At 70.2% G+C, this 19,419-nt stretch carries 20 protein-coding genes; 7 read left to right on the top strand and 13 right to left on the bottom strand.

The window, feature by feature from the left end:
- The 3 genes from A33M_RS17455 to A33M_RS17445 all read right to left on the bottom strand — a co-directional run.
- Positions 1-508, bottom strand: a 508-nt coding sequence (locus tag A33M_RS17455) for a DUF6456 domain-containing protein (RefSeq protein WP_052027110.1), incomplete at its 3' end; no start/stop codon positions are given.
- 77 nt (positions 509-585) lie between these two features.
- Entirely contained in the window at positions 586-1,005 is a 420-nt protein-coding gene (locus A33M_RS17450) for a helix-turn-helix domain-containing protein (RefSeq protein WP_008389881.1), read from the bottom strand.
- A 301-nt stretch (positions 1,006-1,306) separates the two neighbouring features.
- A complete protein-coding gene (locus tag A33M_RS17445; RefSeq protein WP_008389879.1) occupies positions 1,307-1,723 on the bottom strand; it encodes a MucR family transcriptional regulator in 417 nt (138 codons plus the stop codon).
- A gap of 459 nt (positions 1,724-2,182) precedes the next feature.
- Between A33M_RS17445 and A33M_RS17440 the strand changes: the two genes are divergently transcribed.
- Positions 2,183-4,312, top strand: coding sequence for a S9 family peptidase (locus A33M_RS17440; protein ID WP_052027108.1), 2,130 nt, complete (start codon positions 2,183-2,185; stop codon positions 4,310-4,312).
- A gap of 348 nt (positions 4,313-4,660) precedes the next feature.
- A complete protein-coding gene (locus A33M_RS17435; RefSeq protein WP_008389872.1) occupies positions 4,661-6,328 on the top strand; it encodes a hypothetical protein in 1,668 nt (555 codons plus the stop codon).
- A gap of 27 nt (positions 6,329-6,355) precedes the next feature.
- On the opposite strand, the gene A33M_RS17430 is transcribed toward A33M_RS17435, so the two are convergent.
- The 4 genes from A33M_RS17430 to A33M_RS17420 all read right to left on the bottom strand — a co-directional run bounded on the left by A33M_RS17430 (position 6,356) and on the right by A33M_RS17420 (position 9,914).
- Positions 6,356-7,060: a GntR family transcriptional regulator gene (locus A33M_RS17430; protein WP_008389870.1), complete on the bottom strand. Its 705-nt coding sequence runs from the start codon at positions 7,058-7,060 to the stop codon at positions 6,356-6,358.
- Positions 7,061-7,291: 231 nt separating this feature from the next.
- Positions 7,292-7,462 carry a hypothetical protein gene (locus tag A33M_RS24145; RefSeq protein WP_157223535.1) on the bottom strand — a complete coding sequence of 57 codons (171 nt, stop codon included), beginning with the start codon at positions 7,460-7,462 and terminating at the stop codon, positions 7,292-7,294.
- Positions 7,463-7,624: 162 nt separating this feature from the next.
- Positions 7,625-8,305, bottom strand: coding sequence for a TerC family protein (locus tag A33M_RS17425; protein WP_040621375.1), 681 nt, complete (start codon positions 8,303-8,305; stop codon positions 7,625-7,627).
- 457 nt (positions 8,306-8,762) lie between these two features.
- Positions 8,763-9,914: a zinc-dependent alcohol dehydrogenase gene (locus tag A33M_RS17420; protein WP_008389864.1), complete on the bottom strand. Its 1,152-nt coding sequence runs from the start codon at positions 9,912-9,914 to the stop codon at positions 8,763-8,765.
- Between the two features lie 175 nt (positions 9,915-10,089).
- On the opposite strand from A33M_RS17420, the gene A33M_RS17415 reads away from it, so the two are divergent.
- Positions 10,090-10,566, top strand: a complete 477-nt coding sequence (locus A33M_RS17415; protein ID WP_008389862.1) for an MmcB family DNA repair protein — start codon at positions 10,090-10,092, stop codon at positions 10,564-10,566.
- A 36-nt stretch (positions 10,567-10,602) separates the two neighbouring features.
- On the opposite strand, the gene A33M_RS17410 is transcribed toward A33M_RS17415, so the two are convergent.
- The 6 genes from A33M_RS17410 to A33M_RS17385 all read right to left on the bottom strand — a co-directional run bounded on the left by A33M_RS17410 (position 10,603) and on the right by A33M_RS17385 (position 14,476).
- The gene (locus tag A33M_RS17410; RefSeq protein ID WP_008389859.1) at positions 10,603-11,046 is read right to left on the bottom strand and encodes a hypothetical protein; all 444 of its coding nucleotides are present in this window, start codon (positions 11,044-11,046) and stop codon (positions 10,603-10,605) included.
- 94 nt (positions 11,047-11,140) lie between these two features.
- A complete protein-coding gene (locus tag A33M_RS17405; RefSeq protein ID WP_008389857.1) occupies positions 11,141-11,701 on the bottom strand; it encodes an ActR/PrrA/RegA family redox response regulator transcription factor in 561 nt (186 codons plus the stop codon).
- 197 nt (positions 11,702-11,898) lie between these two features.
- On the bottom strand, positions 11,899-13,278 hold the full coding sequence (locus A33M_RS17400) for an ActS/PrrB/RegB family redox-sensitive histidine kinase (protein ID WP_052027107.1): 1,380 nt from the start codon (positions 13,276-13,278) through the stop codon (positions 11,899-11,901).
- A 34-nt stretch (positions 13,279-13,312) separates the two neighbouring features.
- Positions 13,313-13,624: a hypothetical protein gene (locus A33M_RS17395; protein WP_008389854.1), complete on the bottom strand. Its 312-nt coding sequence runs from the start codon at positions 13,622-13,624 to the stop codon at positions 13,313-13,315.
- A gap of 88 nt (positions 13,625-13,712) precedes the next feature.
- Positions 13,713-13,979, bottom strand: coding sequence for a BrnA antitoxin family protein (locus A33M_RS17390; RefSeq protein WP_008389851.1), 267 nt, complete (start codon positions 13,977-13,979; stop codon positions 13,713-13,715).
- A 293-nt stretch (positions 13,980-14,272) separates the two neighbouring features.
- Positions 14,273-14,476: a hypothetical protein gene (locus A33M_RS17385; protein WP_040621373.1), complete on the bottom strand. Its 204-nt coding sequence runs from the start codon at positions 14,474-14,476 to the stop codon at positions 14,273-14,275.
- 141 nt (positions 14,477-14,617) lie between these two features.
- Between A33M_RS17385 and A33M_RS17380 the strand changes: the two genes are divergently transcribed.
- The 4 genes from A33M_RS17380 (at position 14,618) to A33M_RS17365 (ending at position 19,150) form a co-directional block, all read left to right on the top strand.
- Entirely contained in the window at positions 14,618-15,373 is a 756-nt protein-coding gene (locus A33M_RS17380) for an ABC transporter ATP-binding protein (RefSeq protein WP_008389847.1), read from the top strand.
- Complete coding sequence (locus A33M_RS17375) at positions 15,370-16,275, top strand: ABC transporter permease (RefSeq protein WP_008389845.1); 906 nt, start codon at positions 15,370-15,372, stop codon at positions 16,273-16,275. The genes A33M_RS17380 and A33M_RS17375 overlap by 4 nt, the downstream gene beginning before the upstream one ends.
- A 279-nt stretch (positions 16,276-16,554) precedes the next feature.
- Positions 16,555-17,853 carry a polyhydroxyalkanoate depolymerase gene (locus A33M_RS17370; RefSeq protein WP_040621369.1) on the top strand — a complete coding sequence of 433 codons (1,299 nt, stop codon included), beginning with the start codon at positions 16,555-16,557 and terminating at the stop codon, positions 17,851-17,853.
- A gap of 499 nt (positions 17,854-18,352) precedes the next feature.
- The gene (locus tag A33M_RS17365; protein WP_052027106.1) at positions 18,353-19,150 is read left to right on the top strand and encodes a M48 family metallopeptidase; all 798 of its coding nucleotides are present in this window, start codon (positions 18,353-18,355) and stop codon (positions 19,148-19,150) included.
- Positions 19,151-19,419: the final 269 nt, after the last annotated feature.

Below are 19,419 nucleotides of genomic sequence, written 5' to 3'. Positions count from 1 at the left end.
GGGCGTTTGCGGGGCGGTAGGGGGGGGGGAGCCGGTCGAGCCCGAGCTGCAGCACGATCTTTGCCGAGCGCGGCGGCCAGCCGCGCTGCCGCTCGATCTCCTCGAGCCGCGCGAGAAAGCAGCACACGTCGACCAGAAGCCCGGAGAATTCCGCGCCGACCGCGTCGAGCGCAGCGGAAAAGCGCTGGCGTGCCGCCACCACCCGGTCGGTCATCGATGCCGGGCCGCCCGCCCCGCCGCCGCCCGCCGAGGGCACGCCGGTCCAGTCGAGCGAGAGCCGCGGCGTCATCTGCGCGAAGGTGAAGTCGGCCCGCAGCCGCTCGCCGGCCAGAAACTGCGCGGGCTCGATCAGCGGCCGGCCGTCGCGCCCCTTGCGGCGGGCGAGCCAGGCGAGCGGGCTCTCCGCCTCGTCGACCAGGACGGAGCCGGCCTCCGGATGCGCCCGCCGCACCACCTTCAGCTTTTCCGCCCGGAGGGCGCCGAGGTCCGCCGCACCCGGCGCGGCCACTCGTGGCGTGGCCGCTCGCGGCGTGGCCACTCGTGGCGTGGCCGCCGGCCGCGCCCGGCTCCTGCGCTCCGCCCGGCTCATGCCCGGCCCCCCGAGACGTTTCGCCGCGCCCGATCGACCGCCGGCTCACGGCCGGCGACGAGCGCCCGCTCCAGCGCGCCGAGCCGGGCATCGGTCGCGGGGTCGTCGCGGGTTTCCTCGATGATCCGGCAGGCATGAGCTGCCGTGGTGCGGTCGCGCCCGAACGCGCGGCCGATCGCGCTGAAGTTCTGTCCGAGCGCGACATGGGCGAGATACATCGCGGTCTGGCGGGCGAGCGCGACCGCCGCCGGCCCGCGGGTCGGCCGGACCAGCGCGCGCGGAGGCACCCCGAGCTCGCGGGCGACCAGCGCCGTCAGCGCCGCCATCGAGGGTTTGGACGCGGGGCCGGGGCGGGCCGGGTGACGCGGCGGAACCGGCGGCGCCGCCGGCCGGGGAGCGGGGGCAGGATGGGTCATCGCGATCTCCTCTAGGATCGTATCCCTAGAGTATCGCGCTGTTCGCGCAACCGGGGATATCCCGGTGGTGGAAATTTCAGGATGTTCGTCGAAAATGGTTAGCGTAGGCGAAGAGGAGGCTCGCCCGGGCGCTCGCAGAGATAGGATCGAGTTCCTGGAGACGCCGTGCGCCAAAAACCCGGGCCGGCCCCGGGATCCCGCCCGCACGGGCGAAAAGCACCCGCCCGCGTCCGCGGACGAGCAGGCGGCCGTCGGCCGGCCCCGCGGTCGTGCTACGGGGCGGGCCGGCGGCCGTCGCGTCTCACTTCGAGCGCCGCCGCCGCTGCTGGCCGAGCCCCATCTGCTTGGCGAGCTGGGAGCGGGCCGCCGCGTAGTTCGGCGCCACCATCGGATAGTCCGGCGGCAGGTTCCACTTGTCGCGGTACTGTTCCGGCGTCATGTTGTACTGAGTCCGGAGATGGCGCTTGAGGGACTTGAACTTTTTGCCGTCCTCCAGGCACACGATGTATTCCGGCGTGATCGATTTCTTCACCGACACGGCCGGCTTGAGCGGCTCGACCGGGGCATCGCTCTGCCCACCGGAGACCCGCAGCAGGGCCGAATGAATCTGGTTGATCAGCCCCGGAATATCCCCTGCCGATATGCTGTTGTTGCTGACGTACGCGGAGACGATTCCTGCGGTCAGCTCAATATAGTTTTGAGATGCGTTGTCACCCATTGCACGTTCGTTTCGCATAGAAGGCCCCGATCATGGTCGGTCCGAGCCGAAAATGCCCCGACGGCTCGCCCGGCCGTGCGACCGTCCGGCGCGCAGGCCCGACGACTCGCATGAACTGATCGTTTTTTATCTGCACTGTTCGGGAAAGCAAGAAAAGAATTACGACAGTCATCAATCCTGGTGAACCATCACGAAGAATTGGCAACTATTCGCCGCGTCGACCCACAGAGTACACACTTGTACGTTCAAATCCAGCCGTCCCGACCCGAGACGGTGTCGGCCGAGGCCTCCCGCGCCCGGCAGCCTCTCGCCCGGCGATCTGCGGCGAGCCGCCGCGCCCCCGGTTTGCGCCGCTGGCGAGCGGTCTCTAGATTGCCGGCTCGCCCGGCGCGCGGCCACTTCCGGGATTCGTCCCGGCCCCGCGCCGTGACCGCCCGACGCCGAGAACCCGGAGTGACGATGATGCTCGAACGCGTGTCCCGCCCGAAAGCACCGCCCCGGGTGGCCGAGCGGCCGGTCACCAAGGTGTGCCACGGCGTCCGGCTGATCGACGAGTACGACTGGCTGCGCGACCCCAACTGGCAGGCGGTGATGCGCGATCCCGCCGTGCTGGATCCCGAGATCCGGGCGGTGCTCGAGGCCGAGAACGCCCATGTCGCGGCCGCCCTCGCCGGCACCGCGGAGCTGCAGGAGACGCTGTTCTCCGAGATGAAGGGCCGCATCGAGGAGGACGACGCCGGCGTCCCCGCGCCCGACGGGCCGTGGGCCTATTACGTGCGCCACCGGGCGGGCGGCGAGCACCCGCTGATCTGCCGGCAGCCGCGCGACGGCGGCGAGGAGACCGTGCTGGTCGACGGCGACGCGCTCGGCGCCGGCAAGGCGTTCTTCCATCTCGGGCCGTCGGATCATTCGCCCGACCACCGCCTGCTCGCCTGGACCGCCGACGACATGGGCTCGGAGTTCTTCACCGCCCGCGTCCGCGACCTCACGACCGGTGAGGATTTGCCCGATCTCGTGCCGGAGGTGTCCGGCGGCGTCGCCTGGTGCGCCGACGGAAAAGCCTTCTATTACGTGCGGCTCGATGCGCAGCACCGGCCGAGCCGGGTGTTTCGCCATTGCCTCGGCACCCCGGTCGAGGACGACACGCTGGTCTACGAGACGCCCGATCCCGGCCTGTTCGTCTCGCTCGGCCGGCTGCAGTCGCGCCGCTTCGCGGAAATCTCGGTGCACGACCACGAGACCGCCGAATCCAGGCTGATCGACCTCGCCGCGGGCGACGACGCCCGCCCGGTGCTGGTGGCGCCGCGCGAGCCGGACCTGCGCTACGAGGTCGAGCACCACCCCGATTTCGAGGGCCGCCCGGTGCTGTTCGTGCGCACCAATGCCGGCGGCGCGGAAGACTTCGAGATCGTCGTCGCGCCGCTCGAGGCGCCGGGCCGCGAGAACTGGAAAACGCTGGTGCCGCACCGGCCGGGCGTGTTCGTGCTCGGCTTCACCGTCACCGAGAACTGGCTGATCCGCATCGAGCGCGCCGACAGCCTGCCGCGCATCGTGGTGCGCCGGCTCGCGACCGGCGAGGAGCACACGATCGCCTTCGACGAGGAGGCCTATTCGCTCGGCCTCGACCACGGCTACGAGTTTGCGACCGACATTCTGCGCTTCGTCTATTCCTCGATGACGACGCCCTCCGAGGTGTGGGACTACGACTGCGCCGCCCGCACCCGCGTGTTGCGCAAGCGCCAAAAAGTGCCGAGCGGCCACGACCCGGAAAACTACGTGACGCGCCGCCTGCTCGCGCCGACGCCGGACGGCGAGACGGTGCCGATCTCGCTCCTCGCGCGGAAGGACACGCCGCTCGACGGCACCGCGCCGGCGCTTCTTTACGGCTACGGCGCCTACGGCATGTCGATGCCCGCCGCGTTCGGCACCAACCGGCTGTCGCTGGTCGATCGCGGCTTCGTCTATGCGATCCTGCACGTGCGCGGCGGCACCGAGAAGGGCTGGCGGTGGTATCGCGAGGGCAAGCTCGCCGCCAAGCCGAACACGTTTCACGACTTCATCGCCGCGACCGAGTTTCTGGTCGCCGAGAAGGTGATCGCGCCCGACAAGGCGGTGGCGCAAGGGGGATCCGCCGGCGGCATGCTGATCGGCGCGCTCGCCAATCTGCGCCCCGACCTGTTTGCCGGGCTGATCGCCGAGGTGCCGTTCGTCGACGTGCTCAACACCATGCTCGACGAGACCTTGCCGCTGACCCCGCCGGAATGGCCCGAATGGGGCGACCCGATCCGCGACGAGGCGGCGTTCCGCACGATCCGCGCCTACTCGCCCTACGACAACGTGACGGCGCAAAACTATCCGGCGATCCTCGCGCTCGCCGGCCTGACCGATCCGCGGGTGACCTATTGGGAGCCGGCCAAATGGGTGGCGCGGCTGCGCCGCCTGAAGACCGACGACAATCTGGTGCTGCTGCGGACCAATCTCGAGGCGGGGCACGGCGGCGCCGCCGGCCGGTTCGAGCGCTTGCGCGAGGTGGCGCTGTCCTATGCCTTCGCGATCGCCGTGGTGGAAGGCGGGCTCGCCGGCCGATAGCGCCGACGGCAGACGACGACCTCGTCCTGAGGGGCCGCGAAGCGGCCGTCTCGAAGGACGAGGCCCGAGCTTCGTCGTCGTTGGGAGGATACCAACGGCGGATGACTTTGATCCGTCATCCTGAGGTGCGAGCGGAGCGAGCCTCGAAGGATGAACGGCCATCCGGGTCGGCGTTGCCGACCCGGGCACTCGATCCTGTCGATCTCGGGCAAGCCCGAGATCGATGCCGTCGCCCTTCGAGGCCCGGCTTCGCCGGGCGCCTCAGGGTGACGGGGAGAGTCGCTTTCAGGCACCGTTGGGATGACATCTCTCGCCGGCCGCGTGGCCATGGTTTCGGAAGGACAGCCGATGGCCACGCCAAAAAATCCGCCGCTGCAGCGCTCGGGCCTCTCGGTGCTCGCGCTGTTCTCCGCGAGCATCGTCACGGCGGCGGTGATGACCGTGCTGCGGCTGCCGACCGTCGGGTTGCCGGCGGTGTTCGTCGCATTCCTCGCGTTGGCGCTGGTCGGTTTCAGAAACGTGCGCATCGCCACCGATCCGGCGCCGCTCCGCTTCTGGGAGAAGGCCGTCATCACGATCGCCGTCGTGCTGCAAATCGTGCGGCTCGTGCCGTACGCTTTGCAGTATCTCGACGGCACGCTGGTCGCCGCGGTGAACTTCGACGACAACTGGCATTTTCAGGAGGTGGCGAGCCTCGTCACCTCGAAGACCTTTCCGCCGATGCTGAACTTTCGGCCGGACACGGCGCTGCATTTCTATTACGTCGCCTGGATGCCGGCCGCCGCCTTCGCCGACCTGTTCGCGCTGTTCGGCGCGCCGCTGGTGAAGCTTTCCTACGCGCTCGGCACGCTGCTGCTCGGCGGCGCGGCGGCGGTCGTGCTGCTGCTCTTTCTCCGCCACACGCTGGCGCCGCATCGGCGCGGCGTGGCGTTCGTCGCGCTCTTCCTGGTCGGTGCGGTGCCGGACGGCGCCGTGGTGATCGCGCGGCTTCTGTCGGGCACGCTCGCCAGCGCCGCCCGCGATCCCGAATGGTGGCAGCTCGGCTTCGGCGTGCCGAACCAGATCTCGGCGCTCTCGACCCTGGTCGTCTGGGTGCCGCATCATCTCACCTCGGCGATCGCGCTCCTGCTCGCCGTCGTGATCACGACCGAGCCGCGCACGCTGAAGCCGCGTCCCTCGTTCGTCGCCTTCGCCGCCGCCGGCCTTCTGGTCGGCGTGTCGGTCTATTCCTCGGCCTTCGCCGTCATCGGCGGGGTGGTGGCGCTGTCGCCGCTGCTTTTCCGTCTGGTCGCGAGCCGCGCGACCGTGCTGCCGGCGACGCTCGCTGCGGCGACGGCGCTGCTGGTGGGTCTTCCGCTCGCCTATCTCTATCTCGGCTCGGAGGCGGCGGGCGGCTTTCGGCTGTTCGAGGTGTTTCAGCGCTGGCACGAAACCTTCGGCAGCGTGCCGCTCGCGCTGGTCGGGCACGTCTTCGCCTTCGTCTTCCTGATGGCGGAGGTCGGCTGGCTCGCCGCCTGGGCGCTCTTTGCGCGCGATGCGCCGAGGCGATCCGTGCTCGGGCAGTGCGCCGTCGCCGCCTCGCTCTATCTGCTCGCGACGGTGGTCGTGACCTTCTCCGGCGCCAACAATGTCTCCATGCGCGGCGCGATCGTCCCGACGATCGTGATCGCGGCTTTCTGGGCCCGCGCGGTGGTGCCGGACGAGGCCGGCGAAACGCCGTGGCGGCTGCCGCGAAAGGCGCTCGCGGTGCTGGTCCCGGCCGCCGTCCTCGCGGTCGTGGCGCACGTTTACGAGATCGGGCGGCACCTGCACGAGAGCGCCACGGCGATCGCCTATTCGGGCGAGACCGACGCCTGCAAGGACTGGGTGATGCGCGTCAATGCCGGGCTCGCCTCGCCGACCGACGAGGCGCGAAAGACCTGCGTCGACGACAAGACCGTCTACGGGATCGAGCGGCCGTTCTTCAAGGACACGCTCGCGCGCCCCGACCGCGAGCTGATGGGGCACGGCCCCTGAGGCACTCGTTCCCGCCGCCGCGCCGCGTCAGCGCCGCGGGCGGCGCTGCTGCAGCTCGACCTCGTAGGTGAAGCGCTCGGCGCGGGCGATGGTGGTGCCGAGCATCATCGGCGTGCCGGTCCTCGTCGCCATCGTGTACTCCACTCGCAGCACCGGCGCGCCGGCCGGCAGGCCGAACAGGTCGGCATGCTCCTCGCCGAGCGTGGTCGCGCAGAAGGTGCAGTGCAGGATGTCGATCGGCACCTTGCGCGTCTTCAGCAGCACGAAGATGAACTGCGTCGCGAGGTCGTTGCGCAGCTGCTTGGCGAGCCGCGGCCGCAGATGCAGCACGTGCAGCGCCACCGGCTCGTCGTCGGCGAAGGTCAGCTTGGTGTGCGCAAAAATCCGCGAGCCGCGCGGCACCTTGAGGCGGGCGGCGATGGTCTCGTCGGCCTCGACCTCGGCATAGCCGATCTCCATCAGCCGCGGCTCGAAGCCGGCGCGGGTGATCTCGTCGCCGATCGTGTGCTCGGGGCTGCCGGCCAGCACCCGGTGGATGCGCGGCTTGTCCTTCACGAACACGCCGAGCCCCTGATGGCCGCGGATCAGCCCCTCGTAGGTCAGCTCGGTGAGCGCGCGGCGCACCGTGATGGCGCTGACGGAGAACTCCTCCATCAGCTCGCTCAGGCTCGGGAGACGGCTGCCGGGCGCGTAGACCCCGCTCGTGATTCGCGTGCGCAGCTCGTTGGCCACGTCGTGATACAGGAAAGAGCGGCGAGTATTACGCATGGTGATAAAACTGTCGGTCGGGAGGGCGGACGTGACGGAAGACGAGTCCGTTCGGCGAGACGTCCCGCTACTCCCCGCATCACGCGGCTCGACCGGCATGTTCCTGCCACGATCCGGCGGGGCCTGTCGATCGTGCTTTCGCCCGACGACGGGCATGGCGGATCGCGACGGGTGGGATGGCATGATGGGCGGCCGTCAGCTCGGCTCGTCCTCGGCCCGCGTCACCACGTGGCCGCAGCGCTGGCACTCGTAGGAGACGAGCTCGGGATTGGCGCCGAGGCGCGGAATGCTGCGGGCGTAGCGCATGCGCGCGCCGCACACCGAGCAGAAGGGCTTCCGCGTCAAATTCGGGTCGGAGGAATCCATGTCGCACACGAAAGGGGTGTCGAGCCGGACAATCGAAGGCGCAAAACGAGCGGGACTCAATTCAGGTCAGTTACCTAGGTCGATCGGCGGCGTCCGTGCAAGTCCCCGCGGTGTCGCGCTCGGCGTGAGCGGTTCGGCGCGAGCCGCCGATCCCGCGCAGGCTCACGAGCCGGTCGCCGCCGCCAGCGGGGCGGCCACCACCGGCCACACCTCGAGCGCGCCGCGCCAGATCATCTCGAGCGCCACATAGAGGATCACCGCGAGGCCGACATAGGCGATCCAGCGGTGGCGGTTCAGAAGCTTGGCGATGAAGTTCGCGGCGATGCCCATCAGCGCGATCGACAGCATCAGGCCGAACACCAGCACGATCGGGTGCTCGCGCGCCGCGCCGGCGACCGCCAGAACGTTGTCGAGCGACATCGAGACGTCGGCCACCACGATCTGCCACGCCGCCTGCACGAACGTCTTTCGCGGTTTTGCGCCGGCGGGGGGAGCGGCGTCGGTCGCGTGCGTCTCGGCGTGGTCTTCGGCGGCGGCGGCATCGGCCCGCAGCTCGCGCCACATCTTCCAGCACACCCACAAGAGCAGCAGTCCGCCGGCGAGCAGGAGCCCGACGATGTCGAGCAGCTGGGTGGTGATGCCGGCGAAGCCGATGCGCAGCAAGGTCGCCGCGCCGATGCCGATCAGAATCGCCTTCGGCCGCTGGTCCGCGGGGAGGCCAGCGGCGGCGAGCCCGATGACCACGGCGTTGTCGCCCGCCAGCACCAGATCGATCATCACCACCTGCGCGAAGGCGCCGAGCGCCGCGGCGCTGAACAGCTCGGTGGTCAACACGTCCCACATGTCTTTTCGAACTCCTGCCCGTCGCGCCGGCCGCGCACGGTGCCCGCACGCGTTCTTGTCGCGCGCAGCCCCGACACGGTCGTTGCGGGAGGGGTCGGACACGGGCCGCCGGGTGCGCCGGGGGCACGAGCGTCGGGCGAATGCCGGGAGCGAGAGAGAAAAACGCGCCACGGGACCGCCGGGCGGCCGCCGCCCGCGGGCGACGATCCGGGCCACTCCCATTCGAGATCCAGTCCGACATCACAGCGCGGCAACGCGCTGCCAGAGGGGCCCGGCCTGGTCGAAACGCGTTCTCTTTAGCGCAAGTTCGGTCGGCGGGAAAGAAAACGCCCGGCCGGACGCCGGCGTCCGGCGTTCGACCTTCGGGCAATGGCTGATCGAGGCCGCGTTCCAAACCTCGGCGGCAGCGTGGAACGATCGGGGAAAGGGCACGGGTGCCCGAGGGCACGCGTGCCCGTCACTCGGCGGCGAGCTTGCGGGCGGCGACGCCGTGCGGCTTGACCACCACCTTGATGGCGCCGTCGAGCTTGTCCTTGGCGTAGCGCAGCGCGGTCGGCAGCTCGTCGAGCGGGAAGGTGTGGGTGTGCAGCGCCGACGGATCGAATTTCTTGTCGCGCAGGAAGGCGGCGGCGCGGTGGACGGCGCGCTTGCCCTCGCCGCGGATGCCGCACAGCGAGATGTTGTCGCGCACGAGGCGCCCGACGTCGATCTTGGTGTTCTCCGCCGGGAAGGCGGCGAGGCAGACCCGGCCGCCGCGGCTCACCATGGCGATCGCCTGATCGATCGCGCTCGGCGCGCCGGAGCACTCGACCGCGTAGTCGGCGCCGATCCCGCCATTGAGCCGCAGCACGGCGGCGACCGCGTCCTCGCTGCGCACGTCGATCGTGTGGTCGGCGCCGAGCGCGCGGGCGAGCGCCAGCCGTTCGGGCGACAGCCCGGTGACGATGACGGGGGAGGCGCCGAGCGCCTTGCCGACCGCGGTGACGAACAGGCCGATCGGCCCTTCGCCGAGCACCACGAGGGTCTCGCCGGCGATCAGCCCGCCGATCTCGGTGAGCGCGTACATCGCGGTGCCGGCGGTCACCACCAGCGTGCCGACCTCGTCGGAGATGTCGTCGGTGAGCTTGGCCAGCGTGACGATGTGGTTGACCTGGTACTCGCAGAACCCGCCGTCGGTGGTGAAGCCGTTGGCGCGGTGGCCTTTTGCCCGGTTCCCGTAGTTCAGGCAGGAGGTGTAGAGGCCGGCCCGGCAGCGCTTGCACTGGCCGCAGCCGGCATGGATCTCGACCGCCACCCGCTGGCCGATCTCGAGCTCGTCGACCGCCGGGCCGAGCGCCACCACCGTGCCCATATATTCGTGGCCGGGCGTCCAATTTTTATTGAACGGCTTGCCGCCCTCGACGATCGCCGGCCAGCCGTACCAGATGTTGTCGATGTCGCTCGGGCAGATTGCCACCGCGTCGATGCGCAGAAGCACCTCGGCGCAGCCCGGCACCGGCACCGGCTTGACCGTTTTCCGCACCTCGCCCGGCCCGTCGAGCACCCAGGCGGTCATCTCCTGCGGGATCGCGAAGCGCGGGCTCGTCGTCACGCCGTTCGGAGCGTACATCGGGCTCTCCTGCACGAGGGGCTGGAACGCTTACATTCGATATCCGAAATCGGCCGCCCCGAGCACGCCCGCCGGCCGCCGGGCTGGCTTGCGGCGGCGACAGGCCCGGCCCGCCGGCGTCGGCGATGCGTGTCGCGGGGTTCGCGAACCCGCTCCGGCGTGGCATCTTGCAAGAATGCTCGCACCGATTCCCGCGCCGCCGCCGGACGGACGGCAGTCGCCGGTGGCGCTGTCGGTCGCCCGCGGCGTGCAGCGGCTGTTGCGCGCGCACGGCTTCGCCTGCGTCGCCGAGCTGCCGCTCGCCTCCGGCCGGCGCGCCGACCTGGTCGCGCTCGGCGCCGACGGCACCGTGTGGATCGTCGAGATCAAGTCGTCGGTCGAGGATTTGCGCGCCGACCACAAATGGCCGGACTACCGGCTGCACTGCGACCGGCTCTTTTTCGCCACCGCCCCCCACGTGCCGCCGGAGATCTTTCCCGAGGAGGCCGGGCTGATCGTCGCCGACGCCTTCGGCGCCGCCTTTCTGCGCGAGGCGCCCGAGCACAGGCTGCCGGCGGCGACGCGGAAAGCCGTGATGCTGTGCTTCGGCCGCGCCGCCGCGGCGCGGCTGCAGAACCTCGCCGATCCGCACGGGTGTTTTCCGGAGGCGTGAGAAGCCGTTCGGACGGCCCCGCCGGGCGCGTGCCGGTCAGGCGCCGGGCGAAAGCCAGCCGAGCCGCGCGAACAGCGTGATCAGCGCCACCGTGACCACCACGCCGGCGGCGACCGTCGCCACCACGAGCCCTTTGCCGGGGATGCCGCGAAGCTGGTCGTCGACCCGGCGCAGCTCGACCCGCAGCGTGGCGAGCGCGGTGCGCACCGCATCGACGTCGGCTGCGGTCTCGCCGAGCCCGATCGCCAGCCGGCCGACCTCGGCCTCGATGCGGGCGAGCCGGGCGTCGGCCTCCGGCAGGCCGGCCCCGGCGTGGGCCTCCTCGGCGGCCCCGGCGGATCGCGTGTCTTCACGCGGCCGCGCGGGCGCGGATCCGCGCCGCGGCCGGGAGGCGGAGCGGGGCGAAGCGGGCCGAGACGAGTCGGGCCGAGACGGGGCGGCGGCTGCGGTCGACGGAGCGTCGGGAGAAGGGTCGGTCATTGCGCCATACAGTAAGCACGCAACGGCCCGGTCCGACAAGACCCCGGTACCGGCGACCGGCGCTCGTCCGATCACCGCCCGGCAACAATCCCGCTCAGCGCGGGGCGCGCTTCGCCAGAATCCGCTGCAGCGTGCGGCGGTGCATGTTGAGCCGGCGGGCGGTCTCGGAGACGTTGCGGCCGCACAATTCGTAGACCCGCTGGATGTGCTCCCAGCGCACCCGGTCGGCCGACATCGGGTTTTCCGGCGGCTCCGGCTTCATGCCCTCGCCGGCGAGCAGCGCGGCGGCCACCTCGTCGGCATCGGCCGGCTTCGACATGTAGTCGAACGCGCCGAGCTTCACCGCCGTCACCGCGGTCGCGATGTTGCCGTAGCCGGTCAGCACGATGCCGCGGGCGTCCGGCCGGCGCTTCTTCAGCGCCGAGATCACGTCGAGCCCGTTGCCGTCGCCGAGCCGCATGTCGACCACCGCGAAGGCCGGCGGCTGGCGCTCCACCTGCTGCAGCCCGTCGGCGACCGTCTCGGCGGTGGTCACCTGGAACCCGCGCGACTCCATCGCGCGGGCGAGGCGCTGCAGGAACGACTTGTCGTCCTCCACGATGAGCAGCGATCGCTCGCCGGTGGGCGTTTCGGACGGGGAAACGGCATCTGCCATCACACACCTTCTGCGGGCGGACCGCCGGTCCGCACCTTCCGCGCCATTCCTCCGGGCCGGGCGCGGGCCGGCGAAAGGGGCCCCGCCGGCGGCGGGGTGGAACCACGTGCGGTGCGGAACCTGCCCGTCTCGGCGCAAAATTGCGCCGGACCATATGTCGCAGGGGGCCTGCGTCCGCGCGCCGCGGGGGGAAAAGGTCAGGCGTGGCGGGGCTCGCCGCCGGTCTCCTCCTCCTGCTCGGTGTCCTGCTCGGCGACCGAATCGTCCCAGGCGGACCCCGCGACGCGCTCGAACTCCTCGCGCGGCCATTGCAGCCGGACGATCGCCCCGCGCTGCGGAAACTTTCGGTTCTTCAGCGTCAGCCGGGCGCCGGAGCGCTCGAGCAGGGTTTTGGCGATGAAGAAGCCGAGGCCGAGGCCGGACGAATCGGCGCCCTTGCGGCGGCCGCGCCGGCTGGTGACGTAGGGCTGGCCGAGGCGGGCGAGCACCTCGGACGGAAAGCCCGGCCCGTCGTCGCTGATCATGATCCACACCGACTCGGCGTTCCACGACACCGCCACCTCGACCCGCTCGCGGGCGTAGTCGGCGGCGTTCTCGACCAGATTGCCGAGCCCGTAGAGGATCGCCGGGTTGCGGGCGCCGACCGGCTCCGGGCCGCCGTCGGAGGGCATCACCACGTCGATCGCCGCCTCGCCGCCTCGGTGCGGCGACACCACCTCCTCGACGATCGCCGACACCGGCATGCGAGCGAACATCTCGCCGGGCTCGGGAAACTCCGACAGTTTTGCGAGGATGGTGCGGCAGCGCTCGGCCTGCTGGCGCAGCAGCGTGACGTCCTCGAGGATCGCCGAGCCGGGCTCGAGCTCGCGCTCGAGCTCCTTGGAGACCAGCAGAATGGTGGCGAGCGGGGTACCGAGCTCGTGGGCGGCGGCGGCGGCGAGCCCGTCGAGCTGGGAGAGGTGCTGCTCGCGGGCGAGCACCAGCTCGGTGGCGGCGAGCGCGGTCGCGAGCTTCCTCTGCTCCTCGGTCACCTGTCCCGCATAGATGCCGATATAGCCGATCGCCAGCGTGATCGCGAGCCACACCCCGAACAGGTAGATCCAGGGCGGCTCGAACGGCTCCTCGCCCGGCCACGGCAGCGGCAGGTGGACGTACATCAGGAGCGTCGCGCAGCTCACCGCCAGCATGCCGAGCAGCATGGTCCACTGCGCCGACAGAATGCTCGCCGAGATCAGCACCGGGCCGATGAACAGGAAGGCGAACGGGTTCTGCAGGCCGCCGGTGAGAAAGAGCAGGATCGCCAGCTCGAACACGTCGATGCCGAGCAGCCGCGCCACCCGGTCGGGGCGCAGCCGCTGGTCGCCCTGATAGTACCAGATCAGGCCGATATTGAGCGAGCCATACGCCAGGATGACGGCCATCGCCGCCCAGAACAGCGATTCGCCGAGGAAGCTGTCGTGGACGATCAGGATGGCGACGAGCTGGCCGAACACCGCGATCCAGCGCAGCCGGACCAGGGTGTCGAGACGGACGCGGCCGGACAGGTCGGTGTCGGTGAGCGACTCGGTGGGCAACATCGCTCTCCAGTCTACAGGAAAGCAGGGGCTCCCGTCATCGGCGCCGACCCTGCTCCTCCTGCATTTTCAGCCAGTCCGACAGCGTCGCGATCGATTTGTCGGCGGCGCTCGCGGCGGCGCGGCCGGGGCTGGTGCCGCCCTTCGCGGTCTTGGTGGCGCCGCTTCGGGTGCCGACGCTGCGCTTCTTCGCCGGGGCCGGCCCTTCCGCCGCCTCGCGCGCGAGCCGCAGCGCCTTCAGCCGCTCGGTCTTCTCGCGCAGTGCCAGCGCCTCGAGCTCCCATTGGGCCATCTGCCGCTCGCCGCCCGCGCGGCCGGCATCCGGCTTCGGTTTGAGGGGGTCGTCCATGATTCCTTCCGACTTCCAATTCTCTTTGCGACCAATTGTTTTTCGCGACCGATTCTTTACGCGACCGATTCTTTTCGCGCCGGGGCCGCTACTTCTTCTCCAGCGCCTTGCGCAGCGCCGTGTTGATCCGATCCTGCCATCCCGGCCCCCCTTCGCGGAAGTGCTCCAGCACGTCCGCGTCGATCCGTAGCGTCACCTGCTCGCGCACGCCCGGCACCACCGCACGCGGCGCCGCCGCCGCCGGCAGCGGCGGGGCCTGCTTGGTGGTGATCGCCTTGAAGGCGCGCTCGGCCGCCTGCCGTGCGTCGTTGCCGCGCCGCGAATCCTGCGGCCGCCGTGGTCTGTCGCCGATCATCAATGTCCCCTGTCTCGGTGGCCGGTCCCGGCACGCCCGGCGTCCGCGCGGAATGCGCAGCGGGTCGGATGAAAAACGCGGTGTGTCGGGACGCGCGTCCGGCCGCCCGCGGGTCGCGGTGGCACCGACGCGTGCTTCGTCATGCCACGATCGGCCCCGGCTGCGCAACGCGGGTTTCACGCATGCCGCGTCGTCCGCGGCGACAATCGTGGCGGCCGACACTGCGCCCTCCGCGCTCCGGCGTGCGCCGCCGTGGCCGAAAATCCGGACGGATCGTCGGTCCGAACGGACGATCAGGTGGTATGGCCGCCCGACGGCTCCTTCGGCGTCTTGTCGGCCCGTTGCGGCGTCATCGGGGCGGGCGCCAGGGCCCGGTCGCCCCGGGTGCCGCCGAGTTGCGCCTGCGCGTGATCGTCCTCGGTCGGACGCGCCACATCCGGGCGCGCTCGGGTCGGACGCGGCTCGGTCGGAGCCGGCGGCTGCTTCGGTCGCGTCATGCGGGATCTCCCGTTCGCGGACCAACGCCACACCGGCCGTCCGGTTCGAGCGGAACCGCGGGCCGGCTCGAAATGGCGGCCGCCCTTGCGCCCCCCGCCGGTCCGCATACATTCGCCCGACCCCCCTTGGACGAAAGACCCGTGACCGACGCTCCCGCCATCGCCGCCGACCGGCTCGTGAAAACCTACAAGACCGGCACCGCGGTGGCCGGCATCTCGTTCGCGTTGCCGCGCGGCTCGGTCACCGGGCTTTTGGGCGGCAACGGCGCCGGCAAGACCACCACCATCGCGATGATCATGGGCCTGGTGATGCCGAGCTCGGGCAGCGTGCGGGTGCTCGGCGCCGAGATGCCGCGCCAGCGCTACCGCGTGCTCGGCCGGATGAATTTCGAGAGCCCCTATGTCGAGATGCCGCTCCGCCTCACGGTGAAGCAGAATCTCTCCGTGTTCGGAAAGCTCTACGGCGTGCCCGACATTTCGGATCGGATCGCTCGGCTGGCCGCCGATCTCGACCTCGAGACGTTTCTCGACCGCCCGACCGGCAAGCTCTCGGCCGGCCAGAAGACCCGCGTCGCCCTCGCCAAGGCCTTGATCAACCGGCCCGAGGTCCTGCTGCTCGACGAGCCGACCGCCTCGCTCGACCCCGACACCGCCGACTGGGTGCGCGGGCGCCTCGAAACCTATCGCCGCGACCGCGGCGCCACCATCCTGCTCGCCTCGCACAACATGGCCGAGGTCGAGCGGCTGTGCGACCGGGTGATCATCATGAAGCGCGGCACGATCGAGGACGACGGCAGCCCCGAGGCGCTGCTCGCCCGCTACGGCCGGACCACGCTCGAGGAGGTGTTTCTCGACGTCGCCCGCGGCCGCGCCGACGCCCGCGAGGCCGCCCAATGAGTTCCACCGAGACGCAATCCGCCGCGCGCGCCCTCGAGGCCGAGGAGCCCGGCACGGCCGAGTCCGGGCCGGGCGAGTCCGGGCCGGACGAGTCCGGCAGCGAATGGACCGTCTCGGCGCGCCGCGTCGGGGCGATGGTCGAGCGCTACTGGTACCTGCTGCGCTCGTCCTGGCCGCGCCTGCTCGACCTCGTCTACTGGCCGACGGTGCAGATGATCATGTGGGGCTTCCTGCAGACCTACGTCTCGCAGGCCCAGGGCCCGCTCGCCCGCGCCGGCGGCGTGTTCATCGGCGCCGTCCTGTTGTGGGACATCCTGTTTCGCGGCCAGATCGGCTTCTCGATCTCGTTCCTCGAGGAGCTGTGGTCGCGCAACCTCGCCAATCTGATGATGAGCCCGCTGCGGCCGGTCGAGTTCGTGCTCGCGCTGATGGTGATGAGCCTGATCCGGCTGGCGATCGGCCTGGTGCCGGTGACCTTTTTGGCGATCGCCTTCTTCGGCTTCAACCTGTGGGGGCTGGGGCTGGCGCTCGCGGCGTTCTTCGCCAACCTGATCCTGACCAGCTGGGCGGTCGGCATCTTCGTGTCGGGCGTGGTGCTGCGTAACGGCCTCGGCGCGGAAAATCTCGCCTGGACCATCATGTTTCTCCTGCTGCCTCTCGCCTGCGTGTATTATCCGGTGGCGGTGCTGCCGGACTGGTTGCAGGTGGTCGCCTGGATGCTGCCGCCGACCTACGTGTTCGAGGGCATGCGGGCGCTCGTGATGGAGCAGGTGTTTCGCGCCGACCTGATGATCTGGTCGTTCGGCCTCAACCTGGTGTTGTTCGGCGCGGGTGCACTCGGCTTCCTGGCGCTGCTGCGGAGCGCCCGGCAGCAGGGATCGCTGCTGCAGACCGGCGAGTGAGAAAGCACGCCCGGCCGCCGTGGCCGTGGCGAATGTCGCTCGGGCGTCTCACGGGCGGTTTCTTCGCACCGGTGCGAGGCCGGAACGGCCGCGCGCCGCCAGCGACGGCCATTTCTGTGTGTTTTGATCCATAAACGACCTCCGGCAATTTTTTGCTCCGAACGGATCGATTCGGGGTTTTTTGACGTTGCGCAATGCAACAATGCGCGGCAGCATTGATCAAACATAAAAACCTAAACCGTAAAGCGCGCCGGAACGGCGAGCGCAAGGGAGCGAATCATGACCATCCGGGACTTCAGGGACTCCCCACCGCCGCCGCCGATCGAAGGGATCGGTGTCGGCCTGTCGTCGCCATTGTATTGGTTCTACGAGATGACTCACGTGGCGCTGAACCCGTCGCGGGCGGTCGCTCACGCCACCCATGCCTTCTTCAAGAGCCCGAGCAACCCGGTGTCGAGCACCACGCTCGGCAAGTCGATCTCGGCCGCCTGCGAGCTGTTCGAGCGCGCCACCCGCCGCTACGCCCAGCCCGAATGGGGCATCGACAACACGGTGGTCGACGGTCGGCTGGTGCCGGTGTCGATCGAGACCGTGTGGGAGCGGCCGTTCTGTCGCCTGCTGCATTTCGAGCGCGAGGTGGACGTCTCCCGTCCGCCGGACCCGCGGGTGTTGCTGTGCGCGCCGCTGTCCGGCCACTACGCGACGCTGCTGCGCGGCACCGTGCAGGCGATGCTGCCGGACCACGACGTCTACATCACCGACTGGATCGACGCCCGCATGGTGCCGATCTCCGAGGGCCGCTTCGACCTCGACGACTATATCGACTACATCATCGGCATGCTGCACTTCCTCGGCCGCGACACCCACGTCGTCGCGGTCTGCCAGCCCGGCGTGCCGGTGCTCGCCGCGGTCTCGCTGATGGAGGCGAACGGCGATTCGCACGTTCCGCGCTCGATGACCCTGATGGGCAGCCCGATCGACACCCGCGTCAGCCCGACCGCCGTCAACAAGGTGGCCGAGCAACGTGGCATCGACTGGTTCCGCCGCAACGTCATCACCAAGGTGCCGTTCCCCAATCCGGGCTTCATGCGCGACGTCTATCCCGGCTTCCTGCAGCTCAACGGCTTCATGTCGATGAATCTCGACCGCCACCTCGAGGCGCACAGCAAGCTGTTCCAGCATCTGGTCGAGGGCGACGGCGATTCGGCCTCGGCCCACCGCGCGTTCTACGACGAGTATCTGGCGGTGCTCGACCTCAGCGCGGAGTTCTACCTGCAGACGGTCGAGAACGTCTTCATCCGCCACCTGCTGCCGCAGGGCGAGCTGTTCCACCGCGGCCACCGGGTCGATCCGAGCAAGATTTCGCGGGTCGCGCTGATGACCATCGAGGGCGAGCAGGACGACATCACCGGGCTCGGTCAGACCAAGGCCGCCCAGACGCTCTGCACCGGCATCCCGGAAGAGAAGAAGGTGCACTACGTGCAGCCCGGCGTCGGCCATTACGGCGTGTTCAACGGCTCGCGCTTCCGCAAGGAGGTGCTGCCACGCATCGCCGGCTTCCTGCGCGCCAACGAGTGAGGCGTCGACCTCGTCCGGATCCGGCCGAGCTTGGACGGATCCGGGGCGGGTCCGACCGTTTTGCGACGGCGCCGGCCGGGGCGGTGCGGCCCGGCGGGACGAGGAAACGGCGACGCGCACGCGACGCGCACGAGAGACGCCGCAGTTCGGTGCGGGCGGCCGGGGCACACCTCCGGCCGCCCATCTGCTTGAGAAGGCGATAAAATCCGCGAGCCGGGGCGAGCGCCCAATCACAAACCCCGGCGGGATGCAACGCCTTTCGGGCGGCCCAGAAGCGGCCGCGCAACGTGCTGAGATCCGGAGCGTTTTCTCACTGAATCCGGAATTCCGACCAACGCGAACGAATGAACGTGCGTTCTGCGCATTTCACTCGAGGTCTCGAGGCAAAAACCCTGCACCACCACAACATCTCGCCCCTCCCCGGAGCCATTCCGGGACGCCCCCAAGCCGCCGCGAATATGGCACACTCCCTCTCGGGGGAAGGTGGGAACCGAAGTCGATGTCACACCGTGCCATGCTTTATCGCCGTCCCAGCGAGCCGCTCGCCATCGAGGTGGTGTTCGACCGCGACATCTATCTCGTGCGGCTGCGCCGCCATCGTCACGCCCGCCGCTACACGCTGCGGGTCCAGGCCGCGACCCGCGACGTGGTCTTGACCATGCCGCCCTGCGGCACCGTCAAGGAAGCGCGGGATTTCGCCCAGAAGCACGGCGGCTGGATCGCCACCCGCATGTGCCGGCTACCCGCCGCAGCACCCTTCGCGCCCGGCACCGTGCTGCCGCTGCGCGGCGTGCCGCACCGGATCGTCCACCGCCGCAACGTCCGCGGCACGGTGTGGACCGAGATCGACGCCAAGGGCGAGCATTTGCTGTGCGTGGCCGGCGAGGCGCCGCACGTCGCCCGCCGCGTCCAGGATTTTCTCCGCCGTGAGGCGAAGCGCGACGTCGAGGCCGCCGCCCGCGCGCACGCGGCGACGCTCGGCGTCGCCATCAAGCGAATCACCATCCGCGACCAGACCAGCCGCTGGGGCTCGTGCTCGACGACCGGGGCGCTGTCCTTCTCGTGGCGGCTGGTGCTCGCGCCGCGCCACGTGCTCGACTATCTCGCCGCCCACGAGGTGGCGCATCTCGTCGAGATGAACCACTCCACCCGGTTCTGGCGGCTTCTGGCAAAGCTCTGCCCCGAGATGCGGCGGGCAAAAACCTGGCTCGACGCCCACGGCGCCGATCTGCACCGCTACGGCGCGGACGCGTCCGGCTCGCTCGCGGCCCTCACCGCCGGCGGCGACGAGGATTAGGCGCGTCCGACCACGCCGGCCGGGACCAAGTGCCCGCTCGTTGCCGCGGGGGAGAGCTTCGGAGACACACGCGCCGGCCGCCCGGAATCCCGCATTCTGGGTTCCCGCTTGCGCGGGAACGAGCGGAGTGTGGAGCGGCGTCGGTGAAAACCGCGGCCGACGCGGCAGCGGCCGGTGTTCGCACGTTTTCGCGTGTGCGGCCCGTGAGACTACCGGCGGGAGACTATGACCTCATCCTGAGGGTCGCCGAAGGCGACGTCTCGAAGGAT

It is taken from the genome of Rhodovulum sp. PH10 (assembly GCF_000293785.1).
Lineage (GTDB): Bacteria > Pseudomonadota > Alphaproteobacteria > Rhizobiales > Xanthobacteraceae > Rhodoplanes.
Note: the sequence above shows the minus strand (reverse complement) of the source record. Positions and strands in the feature narration are given on the sequence as shown.